At 70.7% G+C, this 24333-nt stretch carries 21 protein-coding genes; 2 read left to right on the top strand and 19 right to left on the bottom strand.

Annotated elements, in window-relative coordinates:
- Positions 1 to 14: 14 nt before the first annotated feature.
- The 16 genes from HP550_RS10405 to HP550_RS10330 form a co-directional block, all read right to left on the bottom strand.
- A complete protein-coding gene (locus HP550_RS10405; RefSeq protein ID WP_175347614.1) occupies positions 15 to 1619 on the bottom strand; it encodes a hypothetical protein in 1605 nt (534 codons plus the stop codon).
- The gene (locus HP550_RS10400) at positions 1619 to 2296 is read right to left on the bottom strand and encodes a PulJ/GspJ family protein (RefSeq protein ID WP_175347613.1); all 678 of its coding nucleotides are present in this window, start codon (positions 2294 to 2296) and stop codon (positions 1619 to 1621) included. Before HP550_RS10400 ends, HP550_RS10405 begins: the two co-directional genes overlap by 1 nt.
- A complete protein-coding gene (locus tag HP550_RS10395) occupies positions 2293 to 4128 on the bottom strand; it encodes a type IV pilus modification PilV family protein (RefSeq protein WP_175347612.1) in 1836 nt (611 codons plus the stop codon). The genes HP550_RS10400 and HP550_RS10395 overlap by 4 nt, the downstream gene beginning before the upstream one ends.
- 86 nt (positions 4129 to 4214) lie before the next feature.
- On the bottom strand, positions 4215 to 4670 hold the full coding sequence (locus tag HP550_RS22710; protein ID WP_175347611.1) for a prepilin-type N-terminal cleavage/methylation domain-containing protein: 456 nt from the start codon (positions 4668 to 4670) through the stop codon (positions 4215 to 4217).
- A 212-nt stretch (positions 4671 to 4882) separates the two neighbouring features.
- Entirely contained in the window at positions 4883 to 5302 is a 420-nt protein-coding gene (locus HP550_RS10385; protein ID WP_175347610.1) for a type II secretion system protein, read from the bottom strand.
- 1 nt (position 5303) lies between these two features.
- Positions 5304 to 6536: a type II secretion system F family protein gene (locus HP550_RS10380; RefSeq protein ID WP_175347609.1), complete on the bottom strand. Its 1233-nt coding sequence runs from the start codon at positions 6534 to 6536 to the stop codon at positions 5304 to 5306.
- Positions 6536 to 8107, bottom strand: coding sequence for a type IV pilus twitching motility protein PilT (locus tag HP550_RS10375; RefSeq protein ID WP_343048104.1), 1572 nt, complete (start codon positions 8105 to 8107; stop codon positions 6536 to 6538). Before HP550_RS10375 ends, HP550_RS10380 begins: the two co-directional genes overlap by 1 nt.
- A 127-nt stretch (positions 8108 to 8234) precedes the next feature.
- Positions 8235 to 9908: an ATPase, T2SS/T4P/T4SS family gene (locus tag HP550_RS10370; protein ID WP_175347608.1), complete on the bottom strand. Its 1674-nt coding sequence runs from the start codon at positions 9906 to 9908 to the stop codon at positions 8235 to 8237.
- Between the two features lie 92 nt (positions 9909 to 10000).
- Entirely contained in the window at positions 10001 to 10828 is an 828-nt protein-coding gene (locus HP550_RS10365) for a shikimate dehydrogenase (protein WP_175347607.1), read from the bottom strand.
- Positions 10825 to 11973, bottom strand: a complete 1149-nt coding sequence (mltG, locus tag HP550_RS10360; protein WP_343048103.1) for an endolytic transglycosylase MltG — start codon at positions 11971 to 11973, stop codon at positions 10825 to 10827. Before mltG ends, HP550_RS10365 begins: the two co-directional genes overlap by 4 nt.
- A gap of 58 nt (positions 11974 to 12031) precedes the next feature.
- Positions 12032 to 12601, bottom strand: a complete 570-nt coding sequence (ruvX, locus tag HP550_RS10355) for a Holliday junction resolvase RuvX (protein WP_175347605.1) — start codon at positions 12599 to 12601, stop codon at positions 12032 to 12034.
- 1 nt (position 12602) lies between these two features.
- Positions 12603 to 15281: an alanine--tRNA ligase gene (alaS, locus tag HP550_RS10350; RefSeq protein ID WP_175347604.1), complete on the bottom strand. Its 2679-nt coding sequence runs from the start codon at positions 15279 to 15281 to the stop codon at positions 12603 to 12605.
- A gap of 39 nt (positions 15282 to 15320) precedes the next feature.
- Positions 15321 to 15677: a hypothetical protein gene (locus tag HP550_RS10345; RefSeq protein WP_175347603.1), complete on the bottom strand. Its 357-nt coding sequence runs from the start codon at positions 15675 to 15677 to the stop codon at positions 15321 to 15323.
- A complete protein-coding gene (locus HP550_RS10340; protein ID WP_175347602.1) occupies positions 15677 to 16045 on the bottom strand; it encodes a DUF948 domain-containing protein in 369 nt (122 codons plus the stop codon). Before HP550_RS10340 ends, HP550_RS10345 begins: the two co-directional genes overlap by 1 nt.
- A gap of 110 nt (positions 16046 to 16155) precedes the next feature.
- Entirely contained in the window at positions 16156 to 16782 is a 627-nt protein-coding gene (rpsD, locus tag HP550_RS10335; protein WP_175347601.1) for a 30S ribosomal protein S4, read from the bottom strand.
- A gap of 200 nt (positions 16783 to 16982) precedes the next feature.
- Positions 16983 to 18353: a replication-associated recombination protein A gene (locus HP550_RS10330; RefSeq protein ID WP_175347600.1), complete on the bottom strand. Its 1371-nt coding sequence runs from the start codon at positions 18351 to 18353 to the stop codon at positions 16983 to 16985.
- A 94-nt stretch (positions 18354 to 18447) separates the two neighbouring features.
- Here HP550_RS10330 and HP550_RS10325 point away from each other — a divergent pair, with 94 nt between their 5' ends.
- Positions 18448 to 20691: an MMPL family transporter gene (locus HP550_RS10325; protein ID WP_175347599.1), complete on the top strand. Its 2244-nt coding sequence runs from the start codon at positions 18448 to 18450 to the stop codon at positions 20689 to 20691.
- A 10-nt stretch (positions 20692 to 20701) separates the two neighbouring features.
- Entirely contained in the window at positions 20702 to 21067 is a 366-nt protein-coding gene (locus HP550_RS10320; protein WP_175347598.1) for a hypothetical protein, read from the top strand.
- Between the two features lies 1 nt (position 21068).
- On the opposite strand, the gene HP550_RS10315 is transcribed toward HP550_RS10320, so the two are convergent.
- Genes HP550_RS10315 through HP550_RS10305 form a run of 3 tightly spaced genes read right to left on the bottom strand, consistent with a single transcriptional unit; the run spans position 21069 to position 24303 of the window.
- Positions 21069 to 21827: a GNAT family N-acetyltransferase gene (locus tag HP550_RS10315; protein WP_175347597.1), complete on the bottom strand. Its 759-nt coding sequence runs from the start codon at positions 21825 to 21827 to the stop codon at positions 21069 to 21071.
- Entirely contained in the window at positions 21827 to 23596 is a 1770-nt protein-coding gene (aspS, locus tag HP550_RS10310; protein ID WP_175347596.1) for an aspartate--tRNA ligase, read from the bottom strand. Before aspS ends, HP550_RS10315 begins: the two co-directional genes overlap by 1 nt.
- Before the next feature lie 53 nt (positions 23597 to 23649).
- Positions 23650 to 24303 (bottom strand): hypothetical protein, encoded by a 654-nt coding sequence (locus HP550_RS10305; protein ID WP_175347595.1) that lies wholly within the window; start codon positions 24301 to 24303, stop codon positions 23650 to 23652.
- Positions 24304 to 24333 lie beyond the last annotated feature (30 nt).

Here is a 24333-nt window from a genome sequence, read left to right as displayed (position 1 = left end):
GTCGTCGACGGGGGTCAGTTGTTCAGCTCCTTGTAGTCGGACAGCTTCGCGTCCTGGTTGACCTCGGGCGCGTTCCACTTCTGCTCGATGCCGCCGTTGCAGGCCGCGACGACGAGCTTCGACCAGCTGCCGTTGAACTTGTCGCCGAGGGAGATGCAGCGACCGTATCGGTCGGTGAACGTCCAGCTGTCCCCGTAGGTCGCCATCTCGGCGTTCCGCGTCCACTTCTCTGACAGGCCGCCAGAGCAGGGTGTCACGAAGGTGACGTACGCCGGGCTTGCCGTCTCGCTCGGTGTCTTGAGGCAGTACGTCGCGTTGTACACGCCCTTGCTCGAGTCCCCGTTCTTGTTCAGCACCGTGATCTGCTGGTTGCCGAGCGAACCCAGGAGGCTCGTCGGCTCGTTGTAGGACCACTTGTGGTTCCAGTTGAGCTTGGTGCCGCCGCTGGGGTCCTGCTTGCAGGGGTAGCTGATCATGAAGAGCTCGATGACCTTCTCGCCCGTGACGTCCATGCAGCGACCGAACTCGAGGAAGTTGACGATCTGGTTCGTCGCCTTGCTCGCCGCGCCAGGTCCGACCCGGGCGTCGGGGTCGAAAGATCCGTAGGTCACGTCGTTACCGAGGCAGGTGCCGTACTTCAGTGTCTTGCCGATGAGCTCGGCGTCCGTGTACACGGCGCCGGCACTGATGCACATACCGCTGTAGTTGGAGTTGTCGGTCTTCTGACCCTCCCACTTGGCGCCACCCTGCCAGCTGAACATCTGCGCGGTGTTGCCGACCGTGCACTTGGTCAGGGTGACGTTGATGTTGCCACCCGTCGAGGCGTTCCCCGTCATGCACAGCGGGGTCGCGCCGAGGTCCGTGACCGCCAGGTGGATGCCGTAGTCCGTGCCATAGGTCCACAGCTGCCGCGGGTCGTCCGCGCCGCACTGGGCGGAGTCCACATACACCACCGTCGACCCGATGGCCTGGCCCGTCGCCTGGAGGCAGTGCTTGAGGCCAAGCGCGTAGATCGACCCGCCGTTGATGTTGTTGTTGGTGACCTGGAAGGTGTACACGGTCTCCAGGGTGCGGTCACCCGCGGTCGTCGCGAGCCCTCGCACTCCCCCGTCGAGGCCCTCGGCAGTCAGGAGCGCGAAGCTGGGGGCGACCGGGACGCCCAGGCCGGGCGTGCAGGTCAGCTGGTTGTTCGTGCGCCAGGTGGCGTCCTTGCCGGCCGGGTCCTCGCCGAAGTACATCATCGTGACCTCGTACGACAGCGTCGCCGTGCTGCCGTTGACCTTGCCCTGCACCGTGCAGGGGAGCTTCGTCGGGTCGCCGTAGATCTGGCCGCTGACCGCGTCGGGCGCGCCGAGCGCCGAGCGCACCTGACTCATCGCGGCGTCCACCCCGGTCTCGGCAGCGAACACGGTGCGCGCGTTCTTGCCGGCGAACATCGTGGGCTTGACCTGGGCCATCACCACGCCGAGCAGGAGCACGCTCAGGGCGCCCATGACCATCATGAGCATGATGACCGTGAGCATGGCGATGCCCTCGTCGGTGCCCGGGGAGGCGGCGGGACGAGTCGCGCGCCGCACGGCGGCGGCGAACGTCGTGCGGTCGGTGGTGCGTGCTCGCATCATGGCCTCCCAGGACCCGGGCAAACGGGGGTGTCGCTCAAACCGTCGGCGGGCGCGGCGTCGGCGTTGGACTGCGACAGCTCCGAGGAGTTCCGCGCGACGAACACCGAGTCCAGCTGGGCGCCCTTGCGCGCCGTGGCACCCGTGGCGCCCGGGCTCACATCGAGGTAGACCCGCAGCTGCTGCTTGCGGAACATGGCGCCCGCGGCCGTGAACTCGAACGGCCGCTGTGCGACCACCGTCAGGTCGTTGCGCACGTTCGTCGCCATGGTCCGCCACGCCGTCGGGGTCGGGACCGCGATTGTCCGCCACGTGCGCACCTCGAGCTTGCGCGTCGAGGCGGTGTACCTCCACTGCGTGCACAGTGGCTTGAGGCCGGTGTCCACCGCCGTGGTCAGGTACTCGACGTAGTAGGTCCCCGCCGCTCCGGCACCGGGCCGGTTGATCGCCGCGGCGTAGCGGACGTCCTTGTCCAGGCGCTGGAACACCTTCCGGACGGCGTCGCCCGAGTCGCCGACGGCCTGCGCGCGCGTCGTGTTCTTGGTCATGATCACGACGCCCGCCATGAAGACCGACACGATCGTCATGAAGATCCCCATCGACACGAGGAGCTCGACCAGGCTCATGCCCTGGTCTCCCTGCGCGCGGCGGCGCAGGAGCAGTCGCAGCCGGCTCACTTCGTCACCTTCATCGTCGCCACGACCGTGTCCGACGTCAGCGTGTAGCCGCTGGCGTTCCACACCATCCAGTAGGGGAACGTGCAGGTCCCCGTGCCGTTGCCGCTCGTCCACTTCGGTGCCTTGAACGTCGGGGCCGCGGTCGTCCCGGCCGTCACGGAAGGCTGCGAGCTGACGTTTGCGGTACCGATGCTGCAGACGGGCACGGTGCCGGGAGCAACCAGGTACGTCACGCCTGTGGTGGGAACCACGTTCGGTGCATTGGTCGTCGGCATCGCGACCACCTTGGATGCGCCACCCGACACGGACGTCGGATCCGTGAACGCCGTGGCAAGGGGTCGGACGGAGACGGTGACCTTCTTCTGCGCGGACTGGGCGCTCGTGCCCTTGGCCACAGTGAACCTGGTCTCGTACACGCCGACCTGGTTGAAACCTGACGCCGAGCTCATGACCCAGTTCAGCTCCGTCTTGGGCGCCGACTGGACGACAGTGCCCGGTGTGGTGCCGGTGGCCGCCTTGATCACGGTGCTGGCGGGCACCCAGGTCACCGAGTACGCAGTCTTCGGGCTCAGGCCGAGCTGGTCCAGGATCTTGAGGTCCTGCGTAGTCGTCGCCGGGCCGGGTGCCGCCACGATCGTCGTCGCGACGTCGGTCACGGCGGGGGGCGACGGCACGACGACCGTCACCGTGAGGTTCACGGTGTCGCTCTCGAGCCCGCTGTCGTCGACGACCTTGTACTTGATCACAGCGGACCCGGCGGTCGCACCGGACGCGTACGTCAGGGTGTTGCCGCTGACCGTCGCGGTCCCGCTGACGATGACGACGTCGAGCCCCGTGCCGTAGGCGGGTACGGACCAGGTGGTGGTCGAGGACGTCTCGACGGTCTGCGCGAACGCGGTCGCCAGCGGCCGGACCGACACTGTGAGGGTTGCCTCGTTCGATGTCCGGCCCGCACCGTCCTTGAGTCGATACCGCAGCGTGGTGATGCCAGAGGCGTTGGCCGGTGGCGTGTACCGGATGCGCCCGATCTCGGTGCCGGACGCCACGGTTGCCGCAGTACCGATCGAGGGCGGAGACGTGATCGTGGTCGGGTTCACGCCGGCGGGGACGAACCCGATGACGTCGTTGGCCAGGGTGTTGATGACGTCGGCGGCCCCGCCGGTCACCATGGTCGAGGTGTCGTCGTACGTCACCGGCTTTGCGGTGAGGTTCCAGTTGGCGTCGAGCGTCGGGTCCACGAGCGTCGAGAGCCGGTAGCTGCACGTCCCCGCTGCGCACTGGCCACTGGTGCCCGCCTCCCAAGTGACCACGACGGTCACGCGGTAGAGCTGGACGGCCGTGATGCCCGGGTTCGTCTTCACGCAGGTCTGGTCGGTCGCGCTCGCGGCCTTGAGGCGGTAGCACGTGCCGATCAGCGTCGTGGTGGTGAACGTCTCGTCCGACACACGGACGGTGTCGACGACGGGGATGGCCACCTGGGGTCGCGTCGCTGCGGCGGTGTCCCACACGGCGTTCGACTGGCTGGTGTCCGCGGCGGCGGCGGCGGCCCACGCGGCCTGCACGGCGGTCTGCGACCGTCCGATGAGCAACCCGCTGGTGGCGGTCACGGTGTCCGCGATCCGCGGCGTCACGGCGCGGACCTTCTCCATCGCCTCGTTCGCGACAGCCACGGCCGTCTGCGTGCGCTGGAGGTGCGAGGTGTTCTGCATGCCACGGAAGAAGAAGGTCAGACCTGCGGTGGCGACGATGCCGAGCAGGAAGAGTGCGACGACGACCTCGATGAGCGTGAAGCCACCCTCGTCGCGCAGGTCCAGCTCAGCGGAACGCCGCATCGGATCCCTCCCTCGTGTGGTGGTGCGGGTGCACCGATGTGGGGCGGGAGCAGGTGCTCCCGCCCCACATCGGGTTCAGGTCAGGATCAGAAGGTGCAGGTCGTGGTCGAGCTCGGCTGCAGGCCGCCCTTGTTGCTGATGTAGAACCAACCCACGGAGTTCGAGCCCTTGGTGTTGGTGCCCCGCACGCAGTACGACTGCGTGTTCGGCGAGGCGACGTCGTACGTGATCGTGATCTGGTTGTTCGAGCTGAGGCTCACCGCGTTGCCACTGATCGTGATGGCGTTGGCCGTCACCGCAGCGGTGTGGGTGGGCACGGCAGCCGGGTAGGTCTGCGCGTCCGTGTAGTACGTCTCCATCTCGTTCGCGACCGTGCGGAGGTCGGACTTGATGGAGGCGTCGACGGCCTTCTTGCGCTGGTTGAGGAACACCGGGATCGCGATGGCCGCGAGGATGCCGATGATGATGATGACGACGAGGAGCTCGATGAGCGTGAAGCCCTGGTCCTTCTCGTCGATGGACTTGCGAATGCGAGCGATCATGCTCGGTCCCCATTTCAACGTCGATGTGAATACTGCGTCAATGTGCGTCAACCTGGGGCGCCGCACGGATGCTATTTCGGCATCGGGGCCGCCGACTTGAGTCGTGGAATGAGGTGCTAGTCCGTTTCACCCGAACGGACCAAGCGCGCCCGGGGAACTCCCCCGGACGCGCTCGTCTCGCCGCTGCGCGGCAGTTCACAGCTCGGCTTCGCCTACGGAAAGACGAAGGTCACGCTCCCGGTGCAGGTCGCCGTGGCCCCCGCCTGGAACCCGCCGTTCGCCGTGTCGTAGACCCACGCGTGGGACGCGCCCTGGCCGGCAGGGTGGTCCCCCGAGATGCAGAAGTGGGTGCCGGTCACGGTCACGCCGAACGTGTTCCCTGGGCTGGTCCGGGCGTCGAAGGCGATCTCCGCCTTCGTCGTGGGCAGATCGCCGTCGGCAGTTCGAGCCGCCTCGATCGCGGTCGCGACCGTGCGCAGGTCGGACTTCAGGCTGGCGTCGGTGGCCTTGCGGCGCTGACTGATCAGGGCTGGGATCGCGATCGCTGCCAACGTCCCGATGATGATGATCACGACGAGGAGCTCGACGAGCGTGAATCCGTCGTCCGCAGAGCTTTTCCGGAGTCTGTTCATCTCAGGTGATGAGGTCGAAGACCTTGAAGATGGGCATGTACAACGCAATGATCATTCCACCGATGATCGAGCCCAGCACGACGATCATCAGAGGCTCGATGAGCGACGTCAGCTGTTCCGTCGTCGCCTCGACCTCCTGGTCGTAGAACTCCGCGATCTTTTCGAGCATCGTGTCGAGCGCACCGGTGTCCTCACCGACGGCCATCATCTGCACCACCATCGGCGGGAACACCGGGTGCTGGGACAGCGGCCCACTCAGCGAGTGCCCCGACCGCACGGACTCCTGGACGGCCTTGGCGGCGCGCTCGATCACCAGGTTGCCGCTGGTCTCGCCGACGATGTCGAGCGCCTGGAGGATCGGGACGCCGGCATGGATCATCGTGCCGAAGTTGCGGGTGAATCGTGCCACCGCGATCTTGCGGAAGAGGTTGCCGAACACCGGCACCTTGAGCTTGATCGGGTCGAGACGCTCCCGGACGCCACGGTCGTTCTTGTGCTTGCTCCACCAGAGTGAGAAGCCGACGAGCACGACGACGAGCGGGATCGCGATCCACTTGAGCAGATCGGACAGCATGACCAGGATCCGGGTGGGCAGCGGGAGCTCCCCACCGAGGCTGGTGAACATGCCGGCGAACACCGGGACGATGAACAGCAGCATGCCGACGACGGCCAGGATCGCGATGACGAACACGACGACCGGGTACGTCATCGCCGACTTGACCTTGCCGCGAAGCTTGACCTCGTCCTCGAAGTTCTGCGCGACCGAGACGAGCACCTGGTCGAGGAATCCGCCGACCTCGCCCGCCTTCACCATGTTGATCATCAGCGGCGGGAAGACGTCGGCGTGCTTGGTCAGGGCGGTCGAGAACGCGACGCCGACCTCGACGTCGTTGCGGACCTGCGCGATGCGCTTGGCCAGCGGCTTGCTCTCGGTCTGCTCCGCCAGGATGGTCAGAGACCGCAGCAGCGACAGTCCGGCGTTGATCATGGTGGCCAGCTGGCGGGCCATGATCGCCAGGTCCTTGAGCGAGATCTTGTCCGAGAAGCCCGGGATGGAGATCTCCTTGGAGAGTCCCCCGGTGCCCACCTCGCTGATCGACATGGGCGCCAGGCCCATGGTCTTCAGCCGGTTGGCGACCGCTGCCTGGCTCGGAGCCTCGATGCGGCCCTTGACGATCTTGCCGCCGCGGTCGCGGACGGCGTACTCGTAGGTCTTGCTGGACGTGGCGGCCATCAGCCGGTCCCCTCCGCGTAGAAGTTGCCGCCCATGCCGGCCTTCTGGAGGCCGGCGCCCGCGGAGCCGCCGTTCGCGCGGCCCGTGAGCCGGTTGAAGTCCTCGATGTGGTGGCACTTGTCCAGGCCGGTCTCGTACGAGATCCGGCCGGTCTTGACCAGGTCGGCGAGGTGCTGGTCCATCGTGTGCATGCCCTGCTGGGCACCGGCCTGCATGGCCGAGTAGATCTGGTGCGTCTTGCCCTCGCGGATGAGGTTGCGGATGGCCGGGGTCGCGATGAGCACCTCGGTGGCGACCGCACGGCCGGTCGAGTCGGCGCGCTTGGCCAGCGTCTGGCAGACGACGCCCTGGAGGGCGCTCGCCAGCTGGGTGCGCACCTGGGCCTGCTGGTGCGCGGGGAACACGTCGATGATGCGGTCGATCGTCTGGGCGGCGTCGGACGTGTGCAGCGTCGCGAAGACGAGGTGGCCCGTCTCGGCCGCGGTCAGCGCGACCGAGATCGTCTCGAGGTCACGCATCTCGCCGACCAGGATGATGTCGGGGTCCTGGCGCAGCACGTGCTTGAGCGCGTTCGCGAACGAGTGCGTGTCCGAGCCCACCTCGCGCTGGTTGATCAGCGACTTCTTGTGGCGGTGGAGGAACTCGATCGGGTCCTCGACCGTCATGATGTGATCCTCGCGGGTCCGGTTCGCCAGGTCGACCACGGCCGCGAGGGTCGTCGACTTGCCGGACCCCGTGGGACCCGTGACCAGGACGAGACCGCGGGGCAGCCCGGCGAACGATCCCACGATCGGCGGAACTCCCAGCGCCTCGAGGGGCTTGATCTCGTAGGGGATCACGCGGAACGCGGCGCCGATGGACTCGCGCTGCTGGTAGATGTTCACGCGGAAGCGGGCGAGGCCGCGGACGGCGTAGGAGAGGTCGAGCTCGAGGTTCGCCTCGAACTTCTCCCGCTGCTTCTGCGTCAGGATCCCGTACAGCGTGCGACGCAGCGGCTCCGGCATCACGGTGCCGAAGCCGTCGAGCGGCTTGAGCGACCCGGAGATCCGGACCATGGGCGCGGCGCCCGTCGTCAGGTGCACGTCCGACGCGCCCAGCTTCACCATCTCGGTGAGGACGGCGTCGATCGCGATGTCGCCCTCCTCGGCCTCCTGGCCCATCCCTCGGCGGGGTGCTCGGTCACGGACCGCCGCGGGGGCGGCGGCACGCTGGCTCGGCGGACCGGCTGCGGGCGGCGGGGGCGGCTGCGGTGCGGGGACGTGTCCCGGTGCACCGACCGCCGGAGCGGGAGCGGGCATGAACACGCCGTTCGTGGTCGCCCCTGGTCCCGCCGGCAGAAACGACGCCTGCGCGGCCTGGGTCGTGACGCCGCCCGGGTACGAGGCGGGGCTCGCCGGCGGAGCCTGATAGTGCTGCGGGGGCTCCGGCGCGGGCGGGAGCGAGCTCTGCGACGGGATCGGCGAGAACATCGCCTGGCCAGGCGCGGGTGCACCCGCCTGCGGGCCGACCGGCCGGTAGGGCGGCAGCGGCCGCGACGGCTCTCCGGCGGATGCCTGGTACGTCTCGCTCACGTCGTTCCTCCACGGTCGTACGGCATCCGTCGGTGCGTCTGGTCACGCACCGTTCACGCTCTTTGCGCTTCATCGGCCTGGCGCGTGCCCGACTTGAGGCATCGGTGCACGTCAAGCGGTCCCCCGGTCAGGCGACGACGCGCAGGATCTCCTCGATGGACGTGTAGCCGAGCGCCACCTTGTGCCAGCCGTCGTTGCGCAGCGGGATCATGCCCTGCGAGATCGCGGTCGCCGCGATGTCCGCGCTGGAGGAGTGCGCGACAGCGTGCCGCTCGATCTCCTCGGTCACGCGCATCACCTCGTGCAGGGCCAGGCGCCCGCGGTAACCCGTCTTCGAGCACGTCGGGCAACCGACCGCGCGCATCAGCTCGGGCAGCGGCTCACCGTCGACCCAGGGGAAGCGTGCCGCCGCCAGCTCCACGGGAGTCGGTGTGTACGGCTCCTTGCACTTGTTGCAGAGCTTGCGCGCGAGCCGCTGAGCGACGACCGCATCCAGCGCCGACCCGACCAGGAAGGGCTCGATCCCCATCTCGGTGAGGCGGGTGATCGCCGACGGGGCGTCGTTGGTGTGCAGGGTCGAGAGCACGAGGTGACCGGTGAGGGCCGCCTCGATGGCGATCTGCGCGGTCTCGTGGTCGCGGATCTCACCGAGGAGGACGACGTCGGGGTCCGACCGCAGGATCGAGCGCAGCGCACCCGCGAAGGTCAGGCCCGCCTTGGGGTTCACCTGGACCTGGTTGATGCCGGCCAGGCGGTACTCGACCGGGTCCTCGACCGTGATGACGTTGATCTCGGGCTTGGAGACGGCGTTGAGCGTCGCGTAGAGCGTGGTCGACTTGCCGGACCCGGTGGGGCCGGTCACCAGGATCATCCCGTACGGCTTGGTGTACGCCTCGTGATAGGTCGCGTAGTTCTCGTCCAGGAACGACAGGTCGCGCAGGTCGAGGCTCGCCGTGGAGTTGTCCAGGATTCGCATGACGATCTTCTCGCCCCACACCGTGGGCAGCGTGGCCACGCGGAGGTCGATCTTGCGGCCGTTGTGCACCACGGACATGCGGCCGTCCTGCGGCTTGCGACGCTCGGCGATGTCGATGTCGCTCATGATCTTGACGCGGCTGATGACGCCGCCCTGGATCTGCTTGGGCGACCGCTGCGTCTCGTGCAGGACGCCGTCGATGCGGTACCGCACGCGCAGGTCGTGCTCGGTGGGCTCGATGTGGATGTCCGAGGCGCGGTCGGTGATCGCCTGCGTGACCAGCAGGTTCACGTACCGGACGATCGGCGCGTCGTCGTCGACGAAGTCGCCCATCTTCGACAGGTCGGTGTCGGCGGTGCCGATCTCGTCCTCGAAGGCCTGCGACAGGTCGTCCATCTCGTCGTCGGCGCGGCAGAACCGGTCGATCGCCCGCAGCAGGTTGTCGTGCGTCGAGATCACCGAGATCACCGGACGGCCCGAGACCGTGCGCACGTCGTCGACGGCCATGACGTTGCCCGGGTCGGAGGTGGCCAGGACGATCGACCCGCCCTCCAGCGCGACGGGCAGCACGGTGTACTTGCGACAGAGCGCGCTGGGCACCAGCGCGAGTGCCGCGCGATCCACCGGGTGCTCGTCGAGGTCGACGAACTGCATGCCGACCTGCGCCGCGAGGGCCTTGACCAGCTGGCCCTCGGTGATCACGCCGAGCTCGACCAGCGTGCGTCCGAGCGACGAGCCGCGGGCATGGGTCTCGTCGAGCGCCGCGAGCAGCTGCACCTCAGAGACGAGGCCTTCATCGAGCAGGATCTCCCCGAGCTGCTTCACGCGCCGTCCCTCCGGTCGAGCCGGCGGCCTGGTGGTGGCCGCACGGGTGTCTCCCCGGTCAATCGGCAGGAACCGTCCGGCGCGTGAGGAAGTCAGTGGGCGAGTTTGCCCTCGAGCGCCGCCGCCATCGCGGCGAGCGGGGCCGGGTGCCCGGTCATCAGCCGCACCTGCTCGGCCGCCTGGTGCAGCAGCATGCGCTCCCCACCCACCACCGCTCCCCCGGCCGCCGCCCAGGCGACCGACAGCGCGGTCGGGCGGGGGTCGTACGCCACGTCGAGGAGGACGCCGTCCGCGTGGGTGAGCTGCGCGGCGATCGCGTCGGCGGCGAACGGCGGGAGGGTCGACACGACCGCGTCTGCCCGGCCGATCTCCCCCGCCGCGGCGTCCAGCGTGCGGTAGACGGGCGTCACGCCCATCCGGTGGGCCGCCCGCATGAGCCCGCCCGCCCGGGCGAGCGCCCGGACGTAGACGACCGGCGACGCACAGCCGAGCTGCGCGAGCGCGGCGACCGTGGACGCGGCGGTCGCACCCGCGCCCAGCACCGCGGCAGTGCGGACCCGGCCGTCGAGGCCCTCACCGAGCGCGGCGACGAGCCCGTGCACGTCGGTGTTCGCACCGATGAGCGTGCGTCCTTGGACCAGGACGGTGTTGACGGCGCCGACGACCTCCGCCAGGGGCTCGACGTGGTCGAGCAGCGGGATGACCGTCTGCTTGAGCGGCATCGTGAGGCTCAGCCCCGCCCAGGACGCGTCGAGCCCGCGCACGAACGTCGCGAGCTCGGACTCGGTGACGTCGACGGCGTCGTAGCGCCAGCCGTCGAGGCCGAGCGCCGCGTAGGCGGCGCGGTGCAGAGCCGGTGACAGCGAGTGCGCCACCGGGTGCCCGAGCACCGCCGCCCGTCGAGCGGCGGCAGTGCTCACCCGCTGTTCTCGTCCTGCCACGCGCGCAGGAGCGCCACGTTCGCCAGGTGGTCGTCGTACGTCGTGGCGAACAGCGTCTCGCCGGTGTCGAGGTTGACGGTGACCCAGAAGAGCCAGGGCCCCTCGGCCGGCGACAGCACGGCGTCGATCGACGCGGTACCCGGCGACGCGATCGGTGTCGGCGGCAGGCCGAGGAACTTGTACGTGTTGTACGGGTTGCTCGCGTCCTGGGTGTCCGCCGTGGTCAGGCCGGTCCCGGGCTTGCCGAGGCCGTAGGCGACGGCCGAGTCGGTGGAGAGCGGCATCTCCTTGTCCAGCCGGTTCTCGATCGCCCGCGCGACCTTGGGCCGGTCCTCCGCCAGCCGGGCCTCGCGCTCGACCATCGACGCCTTGTTGAGCACGGTCTGCCACTGGTCCTGCGGCACACCCTTCTGCGTCAGCACGGCAACCGTCTGCGCGGTCATCTGCGCGAGCACGCTGGCGGGCGTGGCGTCCGGCTCGATGTCGTACGTCGCGGGGAACAGCCAGCCCTCGGCGTTGCCGCCGGCCTCGGCCGGCAACCCGATGGCGGCCGGGTCGGCGATGGCGGCCTGGACCTCCTCGATCGGGACGGCCATCTTCTCGCTGATCTTCGTCGCGATCTGGTCCTTGGTGAGCCCCTCGGGGATCCCCAGCTTGAAGGACACCCGGCTCGTCGGGTTGAGCAGCGCGATGACGGCGTCGGACGCCTTCATCTCGAGCAGCATGTTGTACGTACCGGGCTGGATGGACGCTGCCTGGGGGTTGTCGGCGAAGGCGTCCTTGAACGCCTTCGGCGTGGCGACGACGCCCGCCTCCGCCAACGTCGCGGCCATGTCCGCGCCCGAGTCCCCGGGCTTGATGACCACCTGGACGCTGCCGTGGCCGATCCCGCTGTAGTCGTCGACGCCGCCGTCGGAGCCCTGCGCGCCCTGGAACAGGCCGCCCATGAGCTCGATGACCACGTAGGCGGCACCGGCGACCATGAGCGCGGCCACGACGAGCACCCAGATCGAGCGACGACGACGCCGCTTGCGTTCCCGCTGCTCCTTCGCGCGGCCGCGGGATCGGGAGGGTCGGCGCTCGGTGGGGGCGACACGGGTGTCACCACCGAACAGGTCGCTCACCTCGTCACTCCGTTCTCCGGGGGCCCAGCGGTCGGTCTGGCTGTTGGTCACTCGCGCGTCACTCCACAGTCGTCCGTGCGTCGCCCGCAGCCCCCCCGCGCGCCACTGGAGCATGCTGTGCTGGGCCGACGAGCACCCGCTCACCGGGACGTCGTCCCGACGCACGCTCCGCGTCCAGCGCGGACTGCAAGATCACCACCGCGGCCGCCTGGTCGACGACCTGCCGGTGGCTGCGTCCGGATCGGCCGGACGCATGCAGCGCGTGATGGGCGGACACCGTGCTCATCCGCTCGTCGACCAACCGCACCGTGACGGGTGCGACGGCCTGCGCCAGTTGGACAGCGTACGCGCGCGCGGCGTCGGATGCGGAGCCTTCGGCGCCCGATAAGTGCATCGGAAGTCCGACATACACAACACCCACACCTCGTTCCTGCACCTCCCGCACCACCTGCGCGACGTCGGACGGAAGCCGACCTTTCGCGCTGGTGGCGCGTGCGAGGGTGGCCACCGGCGTCGCGATCAGCCCGTCGGGGTCGCTGCTCGCGAGGCCGACGCGCACGGAGCCCACGTCCACCGCGAGCCGGGCGCCGCGGACGACGGCCCGGTCGGAGTCGGGTGCGGCGGGCACGTCAGCCGCTCACCGCCGCGGTCACCGCGGCCAGCGCCTCGGCGAGCCGCGCGGGATCCGTGCCGCCGCCCTGCGCCAGGTCGTCCTTGCCACCACCGCCACCGCCCAGGATCCCGGAGGCCGTCCGCACGAGGGCGCCGGCGCGCACACCACGCTCGCGCGCTGCTGCGTTGGTCGCGACGACGACGACCGGCCGCCCCTTGCTGACACCACCGATCGCCACCACTGCGGGCGCCGCCTCGCCGAGCCGCGACCGGACGTCGAGCACCAGGGTGCGCAGCTCGTCGCCGCCGACCTCGCCCGCGTCGTGCGCGACCACACGGGTCTCCCCCACCGTCTGCGCGCCGGACGCGAGCGCGCCCGCCTGCGCGAGCAGGGTCGCCTGGCGCAGCCCCGCGAGCTCCTTCTCCGAGTCCTTGAGCTTGGTGAGCAGCGAGGACACCCGCTCCGTGAGCTCGTCCGGGCGAGCCCCGAGCAGTCCCGACAGCTGACCGACGAGCGCGCGCTCCTTCGCCTGGTACCCGTAGGCCCCCGCACCGACGAGCGCGTCGACACGCCTCACGCCGGAGCCGATCGCCGACTCGGACAGCAGGGTGACCAGGCCGAGCTCGCCGGAGCGCTTGACGTGCGTGCCCGCGCACAGCTCGAGCGACCAGCCGTCGCCGATGTCGACGACGCGGACCTCGTTGCCGTACTTCTCGCCGAACAGGGCCATCGCACCCCGACCACGCGCCTCGTCGATCCGCATGACCGAGTCGGTGACCTCGAGGTCGTCCTGGAGCCGCTCGTTGACCCGTGCCTCGATCTCCGCGACGACCTGCGACGAGGTCGCGGACGGCGAGCGGAAGTCGAACCGGAGCCGGCTCGGCGCGTTGAGCGAGCCCGCCTGCGTCGCGCTCTCCCCGATGGACTCGTGCAGCGCCTTGTGCACCAGGTGCGTGGCCGTGTGGGCCCGCGCGATCGCCCGACGGCGGTCGATGTCGATCGTCGCGGTGCCCGCCTCGCCGAACGTCACCGTGCCGTCGACCAGACGACCGTGGTGCACGGACAGACCCTTGACCGGCGCCTGCACGTCGTCGACCTCGATGCGCGCACCGCCGTCGAGCACGATGACGCCCGTGTCCGCCTGCTGCCCGCCCGCCTCGGCGTAGAACGGCGTCACGTCGAGCACGACCTCGATGTCCGCGGGCGCGGTCGCGGCCGGGGCGGGCACGCCGTCGACCAGCAGGCCGACGACGCGCGAGCGTGCGGTCGCGTCCGTGTAGCCGATGAACTGCACCGGCTTGGCCGTCTCGCTGCTGAGCGTGCTGTGCAGCTCCTGGTAGGCCGCCGTGTCCGCGCGACCGGCGCGCTTGGCCAGAGCGTCCGCCCGCGCGCGGTCCCGCTGCTCCTTCATGAGGGTGCGGAACGCCGTCTCGTCGACGGAGACGCCCTGCTCGGCCGCCATCTCGAGCGTGAGGTCGATCGGGAAGCCGTAGGTGTCGTGCAGCTGGAACGCCTGCGAACCCGTCAGCAAGGGTGCCGGAGACGACTTGGCCGCCTGCACCGCGGTGTCGAGGATGGTCGTACCCGCCGCGAGCGTGCGCCGGAACGTGTCCTCCTCGGCGTACGCGACCTGGCTGATCTTCTCGAAGTTCGCCGCGAGCTCCGGGTACGACGGGCTCATCGCGTCCTTGCTCAGGGGCAGCAGCGACGGGAGCGCGAGGCCCTCGACACCCAGGAGACGCATGGCACGGATGGAGCGGCGCAGGAGGCGGCGCAGCACGTAGCCGCGGCCCTCGTTGGACGGCGTGACGCCGTCGCCCATGAGCATCAGCGAGCTGCGCACGTGGTCGGCCACCACGCGCATCCGGACGTCGTCGTCGTGCACCGCGCCGTACCGCTTGCCGGACAGCTCCTGCGCACCCTGGATGACGGGGAACACCTCGTCGATCTCGTACAGGTTGTCGACGCCCTGGAGCAGGTACGCCACGCGCTCGAGGCCCATGCCGGTGTCGATGTTCTTCTGCTTGAGGTCGCCGAGGATCGGGAAGTTCTCCTTGCCGCCCCCGTCACCCCGCTCGTACTGCATGAAGACCAGGTTCCAGATCTCCAGGTAACGGTCCTCGTCGACGACGGGGCCGCCCTCGGCGCCGTACTCCGGACCGCGGTCGACGTAGATCTCCGAGCAGGGACCCGACGGTCCGCGCGCGCCCGTGGACCAGAAGTTGTCCTTCCAGCCGCGGCGCTGGATCCGCTCGTCCGGCAGGCCCGCGATCTGCTTCCAGAGGTCGGCCGCCTCGTCGTCGTCGTGGAAGACAGTCACCCAGATGGTGTCGGGGTCGAACCCGAACCCGCCGGTCTCCCGCGACCCGGTGACCAGCTCCCAGGCGTAGGTGATCGCGCCTTCCTTGAAGTAGTCGCCGAACGAGAAGTTGCCGTTCATCTGGAAGAACGTGCCGTGACGCGTGGTCTTGCCGACCTCCTCGATGTCGAGGGTGCGCACGCACTTCTGCACGCTGGTGGCGCGAGGCCACGGCGCGGTCTGCTCGCCGAGCATGTACGGGATGAACGGCACCATGCCCGCGATGACGAAGAGGGTCGACGGGTCGGGCGAGATCAGCGAGGCCGAGGGGACGACGACGTGGCCCTTGCCCTCGAAGTAGTCGAGCCAGCGCTGGCGGATCTCGGCGGTACGCATCGGTGTCCTCGTCGTCGTGCAGTGGTGATCGGGTGGTGCCTAGAAGAAGGTGTAGCCGTCGTCGTCGTCCGGGTCCTCGGTGGGGCCCGCCCAGTCCTCGCCGCGGCGGGACGACCATGCACGCCGCATCTTCTCGACACGCTCGGGCCGTTCCGCCCGCAGCGCGTCGACGTCCACGTCTCCCACGAGGTCGTGCCGCAGCTGCGCCTCGCGCTCGGCCATCCCCGCCAGGAACTCGCTCTTGAGGGTGGCGACCGCGTGCGTGACGCGCTGGGCGCCGTCGATGGCATCGGTGGTCCCGGCCGGCAGGTACGTCTCGACGACCGTGCGTCCCTTGCGGATCACGATCACCGTGACGACGACGCCGACGGCCAGCCAGGTGAGGCGGCGCGCCATCATCGGCTCCGGCGCGCGCTCGCCGCGAGACCGGACAGCGCCCGGCGCACGCCGTACGAGAACGCGGCGACCTTGATCATCGGCGAGCCGACGGTCGCGGCGAACAGCGACGTGAGCGCCGAGACGTTCTCCGACACCTGCGCGGCTGCCGTGGTGACCGTGTCGATGTTCGCCAGCTGCCCGTTCGAGGACGCCACGAGCGTGGCCGTCTCGTCCAGCACCGGGACCGTGTGGTCGGTGATCTCCTTGACCGAGGTCCGCGTCTCGTCCAGCACGCGGCCCAGCTTGATCAACGGGACCGCCAAGAAGCCCACGAGCAGCACGAACGCGATCGCGGCGATCAGACCCGCGACGTCACCCACCGACATGTCCAGCCTCCTGGTCCTGGGGTCGTCGACCCCGCGGAAACCCTACCCGCCCCTGCACGCACGAACGCCCCGCTGCGCAGCTGCGCGGCGGGGCGTCCGTGAGGAACGGATCAGCGGGCGTAGTACTCGACGACCAGCTGGACCTCGCACGTCACGGGGACCTCCGCGCGCTTGGGGTGGCGGACCAGCACGGAGCTGAGCTTCTCCAGCTGCACGTCGAGGTAGCCCGGGACCGTCGGGAGGACGTCGCGGTGCGCACCGGCGGCGGCGACCTGGAACGGCACCGTGGCCTGGCTCTTCGGCTTGACCTGGAGCGTCTGGCCCGGCTTCACGCGGAAGGAGGGACGGTCCACGATCTTGCCGTCGACCAGCATGTGACGGTGCACGACCACCTGGCGGGCCTGGAGGATCGTGCGGGCGAAGCCCGAGCGCAGGACGAGGGCGTCGAGACGCGTCTCGAGGTTCTCGACGAGCGCCTCACCGGTCAGGCCCGGGGCCTTGCGGGCGTCCTCGTACGCACGAGCCATCTGCTTCTCGCGCAGCGCGTACTGGGCGCGCAGACGCTGCTTCTCACGGAGACGGACCGCGTAGTCCGACTCGGTGCGGCGACGCGCACGGCCGTGCTCGCCGGGGGGGTACGGCCGCTTCTCGAAGTGCTTGACGGCCTTGGGCGTCAGCGCGAGGCCGAGGGCGCGGGAAAGGCGCACCTGGCGACGCGAGCGGGTCACGCTGCTCACAGAGTTACTTCCTGTCGTTGTAGACGTCACACCCGAAGACGGAGAGCTCCGCCGGGCGTGGGGCCGACCGTGTGGTGCGTCGTGTCTGGTGTCCGACGCTGGCTAAGGCCCCAGGTGGCCGTCCGAGCTGGGGGCGTGAATGCACACCCGTCCCGCGGACGACCTCGACACTCTACCCTGCGGCGGTCGGGAAACCCGAATCAGCCCTGGCCGTCGAGGATCGCCCTGATCCGGTCCAGCCTCTCGGTCACCTGGCGCTCGTAGCCGCGGTCGCTCGGCTCGTAGTACCGCGTGCCCACCAGCTCGTCCGGCAGGTACTGCTGGGCGGCCACCGCGTGCGGCTGGTCGTGCGCGTACAGGTAGGACGTCCCGTGGCCCAGCTGCTTGGCGCCCGGGTAGTGCGCGTCGCGCAGGTGCGACGGCACCGACCCGATCCGGCCCGCGCGCACGTCGGCCAGCGCGCGGTCGATGCCGGTGTAGGCGGCGTTCGACTTCGGGGCGGTCGCCAGGTGCACCACGGCCTCCGCCAGGATGATCCGCGCCTCGGGCATCCCGATCAGCGCCACGGCCTGCGCCGCGGCGACGGCCGTCTGGAGCGCGCTCGGGTCCGCCATGCCGACGTCCTCCGCCGCGGAGATGACGATCCGGCGGGCGATGAACCGGGGGTCCTCCCCCGCGGCGATCATCCGTGCCAGGTAGTGGAGCGAGGCGTCGACGTCGGAGCCGCGCATCGACTTGATGAACGCGCTGATCACGTCGTAGTGCTGGTCGCCGTCACGGTCGTAGCGCACCGCGGCGACGTCGATGGCCCGCTCCATCGTCGCCAGGTCGACGAGCACGGGCGGGACCGCGTCGTCCTCCGACAGGGCGGAGCCCGCGGCAGCCTCGAGGATGGTCAGCGCCTTGCGCGCGTCCCCGCCGGCCAGCCGGAGCAGGTGGTCCTCGGCGTCGTCGGACAACGTGATGGAGCCGCCCAGGCCGCGCTCGTCCTCGACCGCGCGCCGCACCAGTCGCCGCACGTCCTCGGTGTCGAGCGGCTGGAGCGTGAGCAGCAGCGAGCGGGACAGCAGCGGGGAGTTCACGGAGAACGACGGGTTCTCCGTGGTGGCGGCCACCAGGGTGACCCAGCGGTTCTCCACGCTGGGCAGCAGGGCGTCCTGCTGAGCCTTGGTGAACCGGTGGACCTCGTCGATGAACAGGACGGTCTCCGTGCCATCGGTCGCCAGCCGGCGGCGGGCGTCCTCGATCACGGCCCGGACGTCCTTGACCCCCGCGGTGACCGCCGACAACTCCACGAACCGGCGGCCGGACGTGGCGGCGATGAGGTAGGCGAGGGTGGTCTTCCCGGTGCCGGGCGGCCCCCACAGGACGACCGATGTGGGCGCCGCCCGACGGGCAGCCTCGTTGGCGGGCTCGACCAGCCGCCGCAGCGGCGACCCCCCGACGAGCAGGTGCTCCTGGCCCGCCACCTCGGTCAGGTCCCGCGGCCGCATCCGCACGGCGAGCGGTGCACCGGCTCCGACGGCGGGCAGGCCGGTAGCCGTCGACGTCACCGCATCGAACAGGTCCATGCGGGCAGGGTACGCAGGCGGACCCACGCTCGAGAGACACCAGCACGCCAATCCGGGTGACTCCGTGTGCGCGACGGCCGTTCCACCTGCGACGATGACCGGCGTGTTCGCCCGAGTAGGTCGCGCAGTCGCCCACCATCCCCGCCTCACCGTCGTCGCGTGGCTGGTCCTCGCCGTGCTCGGCTACGGTCTGGCCGTCCTGGGCGTGCACGGGGAGAACCTGTTCGACCGCCTGAGCACGGGCGCCCCGTCGGTCCCCGGGTCCGAGAGCGCCGAGGGCCGCCAGATCCTCGAGGACTCCGACGAGAGCGGCCCGTCGCTCACGCTGGTCCTCCAGGGCGTGGACCCGACCGACCCCGAGGTGGCCACGTCCCTCGCGCCGGCACGCGAGGACCTCGCCGCGATCGAGGGTGTCGTCTCCGTCATCGACGCGCTGGGCCTGCCGGACGGCGCCGCCAACCCCGCCGCGGCCCCGCTGCTCGCCCAGGACGGCGACGGGTTCCTCGTCGTCGTCGAGCTCGCCCCCGACCTGTCCGAGGACGACCAGCAGGACGCGCTCGACGCCGTCGCCACCCGTCTGCGCGAGGTACCGGCGGACCTCGAGGTGGCGTCGCCCGGAGTGACGGGGATCGTCGGTGGCACGACGCTGATCGTCGAGGCCATCACGGACCAGGTGGAGACCGACCTGCGCACCGGCGAGACCATCGCACTGCCGATCGCGCTGCTCATCATGATCCTCGTCTTCGGAGGCTTCCTCGCCGCCGGGATGCCGATGGTCGGTGCGGTCGCGTCGATCGCCGGCGGACTCGCTGCGCTCCTGGGCTTCTCCTACGTGCTCGACCTCGACTCGTCCGTGGTCAACATCGTGACCGTGCTCGGCCTCGGCCTGTCCATCGACTGGGGTCTGCTGATGGTCTCCCGGTTCCGGGAGGAGCTGCACCGCGTCGTCGACGGCGACGGCGGACGCGGGAGCCGACGACGCCGGGGCGACGGCGCGGTGCTGACCGCGATCGAACGGACCATGGCGACCGCCGGCCGCACCGTCACGTTCTCGGCGCTGATCATCGTCATCTCGATCGCCGGGCTGCTCGTGTTCCGGCCGCCGATCCTGCGAGCGTTCGGAGCGGCGGGCGTCGCCGTGATCGTCGTGGCGGTGGCGACCGCGCTGACCCTCGTCCCGGCTCTCCTGATCCTGGCCGGCCGCCGGATGATCCGGCCGAGCATCCTGGCCAGGATCCCCGGCCTGCGCGGCGTGCTGGCGCGCACGGCCGACGTGCAGACCGAGGAGGGACTGTTCTCGCGTCTCGCTGCCCGGGTCCAGCGGCACCCCTGGTTCGTGCTCCTCGGGTCGCTCGCCGTGCTCGGCTTCCTCGCCCTCCCCCTCGCGCACCTCGAGCTGCGCAACTCGACCACCGAGCTGCTGCCCGCCGGGAGCACCCAGCGCGAGTTCGTCGACGTCCTCGCCCGCGACTACCCCGCCGCGTCCACCCCGGCGATCACGGTCGTCGCGCAGACGTCCCTCGACGACGCCACCGCCTGGGCCGCCACCCTCGAGGACCTCGACGGGGTCGCGTCCGTCGACCCGCCCTCCCCGGTGGACTCCTACGTGGTCATCGGGGTCCGCCCCGACACCGACGACCCCGGTGACACCGTCGCGCGCGGGGTCGTGCAGCAGGTCCGCGACCTCGATGCACCGTTCCCCACGTGGGTGACGGGACAGGCCGCGTCGCAGATCGACTTCACCGCGGCCGTCGTCGACCGGGCACCGATCGCGATCGGGATCGTGGCGATCACGACGCTCGTCCTGCTCTTCCTCATGACCGGTTCCGTCGTCGTGCCCGTCAAGGCCCTCCTCACCAACGCGCTGTCCCTGGCCGCGTCGCTCGGCGTGCTCGTGTGGGTGTTCCAGGACGGGCACCTGTCCGGCCTCCTGGACTTCACGCCGACCGGCGGTATCGAGACCTACGTCGTGGCGCTCGTCGTCGCGTTCGCGTTCGGGTTGGCCATGGACTACGAGGTGTTCCTGCTGTCCCGGATCAAGGAGCTGGTGGACCAGGGCGTCCCCAACGACGACGCCGTGCGGCTCGGGCTCCAGCGGTCGGGGCGGATCATCACGTCCGCCGCGCTCATCGTCATCGTGGTGTTCGCCGGCTTCGTCGCCGGTGAGCTCCTGGTCATCAAGGAGGTCGGGTTCTCCCTGGCCGTCGCCGTGCTGATCGATGCGACCCTCGTCCGCATGCTGCTGGTGCCCGCGACCATGACGCTCCTGGGGCGGGCGAACTGGTGGGCGCCGCCGTTCCTGCGCCGTCTGTACGACCGGATCTCGTTCACCCACTGAGGACGGACCCATGCCCCGGAGCGCGCCCACGGACCGAGTCGCCTACCGGCACCTGCTGCGGCGGTCGCGATGGCTCACCGCGACCGTGGCCGTACCGTTCGCCCTCCTGGCGACGGAGCTGATCTCGCGCGCCCTCAGCGACGACCCGTCCACCCACGCGAGCGCGGCCTTCGTGTTCTTCCAGCTCGGGGTCTACTCGATCCTCGCGGGCGTCGCCCTGTGGTTCACGTGGCGCCGGTCGTTCCGCGCCCGCCCGGTCGTCCTCGCCCACGACGCGCAGCCCGGCACAATCATGGGGGTGCCCGAGCTCGACGCCCCTGCCGGGAGGCACAGCACGCTCTCCGGGAGCGCGGAGCCACCACCCCGTCGGTGGTGACTCAACCGGGCGGTCGGCTGGCCCCGGCGGGCGAGAACGACGTGAGCTCGACGTCGGTGCGGTAGCCGAGCCGGTGGTAGATCCGGCGGGCGCCGTCGTTCTGCGCGTACATGCCCAGCGACACCCACGGCGCCCCGGCAGCCAGCCCGGCACGCGTCGCGACCGCGGTCAGTGCGGTCCCCAGCCCGGTGCCGCGCAGGCGGGGCAGGACCCCGAGACCGTGCACGTGCCAGGAGGGGGCGGCCCCGGTCGCGCCGCGCTCCGACGCACCGACGACCCCGCCGAGCACGCCGTCGACCTCGACCCCCCACCATCCGACCTCGCCGGGCCGGGTGGGGTCGGCCGTCGAGTCGGGGCTGGCCGCGCTCAGGCACTGTCGGATCCGGTCCGCGTCGGTCGTCGGGTCGAGCCGCCGCACGGCGGACTCCCCCGCCACGACCGGCGGGACCACGTCCGTGGAGAGCCAGTCCCACGTCGAGAACGGGACCAGCTCGAGCCTGGCGAGCACGGCAGCGCTCGGGTGAGCCCCCCGCGGCAGGCTCATCCAGCGGGCCGGGCCGACGTCGAGCCCCGCGACGAGGCGGTCGACCGTGGCGGGGTCGCCGCGGCCGAGCAGGGTGGCGCGCTCCGGGCCGCCGAGCACGAACAGGATCCCGTCGTCGTCCCCCACCACCTCGACCGCACCCCAGCGGGTCCGGTCGCCGATGATCAGCCTGTCCTGCTGCCACCGGGGCGGGAGCAGCTCGAGCATGTCCGTCATCAGACCGGCGGCGCGACCTTCGGCTTGGCGTCGACGCCGGCCTCTCGGCGCTGCTCCGGCGTGATCGGCGCCGGCGCAGCCGTCAGCGGGTCGAACCCGCCGCCCGACTTCGGGAACGCGATGACGTCGCGGATCGACTCCGAGCCGGTCAGCAGGGCCAGGATCCGGTCCCAGCCGAACGCGATCCCGCCGTGCGGCGGCGCGCCGAACTGGAACGCGGTGAGCAGGAAGCCGAACTTCTCCTGCGCCTCGGCGGGACCGATGCCCATGACGTCGAACACCCGCTCCTGCACGTCCTTGCGGTGGATACGGATCGACCCGCCGCCGATCTCGTTGCCGTTGCAGACGATGTCGTACGCGTACGCCAGCGCGGCGCCGGGGTCCTTCTCGAACGTGTCGATCCACTCCGGCGTCGGGGACGTGAACGCGTGGTGCACCGCGGTCCAGGCGCCACCGCCGACCGCGACGTCGTCGTCCTCGCCGGTCGGCTTGAACAGCGGGGCGTCGACCACCCAGACGAACTTCCACTCGTTCTCGTCGATCAGGCCACCGCGGCGACCGATCTCCAGGCGCGCGGCGCCCAGCAGCGCGCGGGCGTCGTTGACCGGGCCGGCAGCGAAGAAGACCGCGTCCCCGGGGCTCGCACCGACGGCGGCGACGAGTCCCGCGCGCTCGGACTCGGACAGGTTCTTGGCCACCGGGCCGCCGAGCTCGCCGTCCTCGCCCACCGTGACGTACGCCAGCCCCTTGGCGCCGCGCTGCTTCGCCCACTCCTGCCACGCGTCGAACCCGCGCCGCGGCGTGGAGCCGCCGCCCGGCTGGACGACCGCGCCGACGTAGGGCGCCTGGAACACGCGGAACGGGGTCTCCGAGAAGTACGAGGTCAGCTCGACCAGCTCGAGCCCGAAGCGCAGGTCCGGCTTGTCGTTGCCGTAGCGCGCCATGGAGTCGGCGAACGTGATGCGCGGGATCGGCGTCGGCACCGTCACGCCGATGAGGTCCCAGAGCGCGACCAGGATCTGCTCGCCGAGGGCGATGACGTCGTCCTGCTCGACGAAGCTCATCTCGACGTCCAGCTGCGTGAACTCCGGCTGACGGTCCGCGCGGAAGTCCTCGTCGCGGTAGCAGCGGGCGATCTGGTAGTACCGCTCGAGGCCGCCCACCATGAGCAGCTGCTTGAACAGCTGCGGGGACTGCGGGAGCGCGTACCAGGAGCCCGGGGAGAGGCGCGCCGGCACGAGGAAGTCGCGGGCGCCCTCCGGGGTGGAGCGCGTCAGGGTCGGCGTCTCGACCTCGACGAAGTCCTGGGCGTCCAGCACGCGGCGCGCGGCCTGGTTCGCCTTGGCGCGCAGGCGCATGGCCCGGGCGGGTGCCGGCCGGCGCAGGTCGAGGTAGCGGTACTTGAGGCGGGCTTCCTCGCCGATCGTCTCGTCGAGCGACGACGACACCTGGAAGGGCAGGGGCTCGGACTCGTTGAGCACGACGACCTGCGCCGCGACCAGCTCGACCTCGCCGGTGGCCAGGTTCGGGTTCTCGTTGCCGGCGGGCCGACGACCCACCTCGCCCGTCACCTGGAGGACGTACTCTGCACGAAGCCCGTGCGCGACCGCCTCGTCACGGATGACCACCTGGGCGATGCCCGACGCGTCCCGCAGGTCCACGAACGCCACCCCACCGTGATCGCGACGCCGGTCCACCCAGCCCGTGAGGGTGACGGTGGTGCCGATGTGCTCGGCTCGCAGCGAGCCGGCGGTGTGGGTGCGGAGCACGGAAGGTCCTTCGGGTCGGGAGTGGGAGCGCCCGTCGGGACGCCCGCACGATCTTAGTGCCCGTGCCGCGACGGGCCTGCCGTCATTTCGATGGTGCTCAGCACGCGGGTCACGGTGGGCGTCGGCGGGACGGAGGAGAACCCGAACCGGACCGGCGGCCGGACCGGTCGCACGGCGCCGAGGTCCTGCGACCCCCACAGGGCCCGCACCGACGTCACCGCGTGCTGGTCGGTCGCGAGGTACCACTCGCGTCGGCCCCGGCCCGCGGTGCCCCGGGTCCGCACCCCGTCGAGCACGACGCGGGCGACGGGATCGACCGCCGTCGCGACGAGGGGCGCGAGGGCCTGGTGGCGCGGGACCAGCGCGAGCAGGTGCCCGACGCCGGTACGCGCGCCCACGGTGAGGTCCGCAGTGAGCGGGCCGGCGCGCAGGCGCCAGCGGCGTCGACCCTCGTCGGCACGCAGGTCGACCGGCACGACGTGCACCGCGTCGAACTCGTAGGTGGCTGCCACCAGCGCCGCGACGTCGTCGCGTGGAGCGAGCAGGAGCCGGGTGCCGTCCGCACGCTCGACCATCACGTCGACGAAGCTGCCGAGCGGCGAGCGCAGCCAGCGCCCGACGACCACCCGGGTGCCCTCCGTGGTGCCGAAGCCGGCGATGTGCCCGTCGAACACGAGGCGGGCAGCGCGGGGATCCGATGTCGTCACCGCGCCACGGTAGGTGCGGCGGACGCACCG

The organism is Cellulomonas humilata (assembly GCF_013359775.1).
Classification (GTDB): Bacteria; Actinomycetota; Actinomycetes; order Actinomycetales; family Cellulomonadaceae; genus Cellulomonas; species Cellulomonas humilata.
This window is presented reverse-complemented; position numbering and strand designations above follow the sequence as displayed.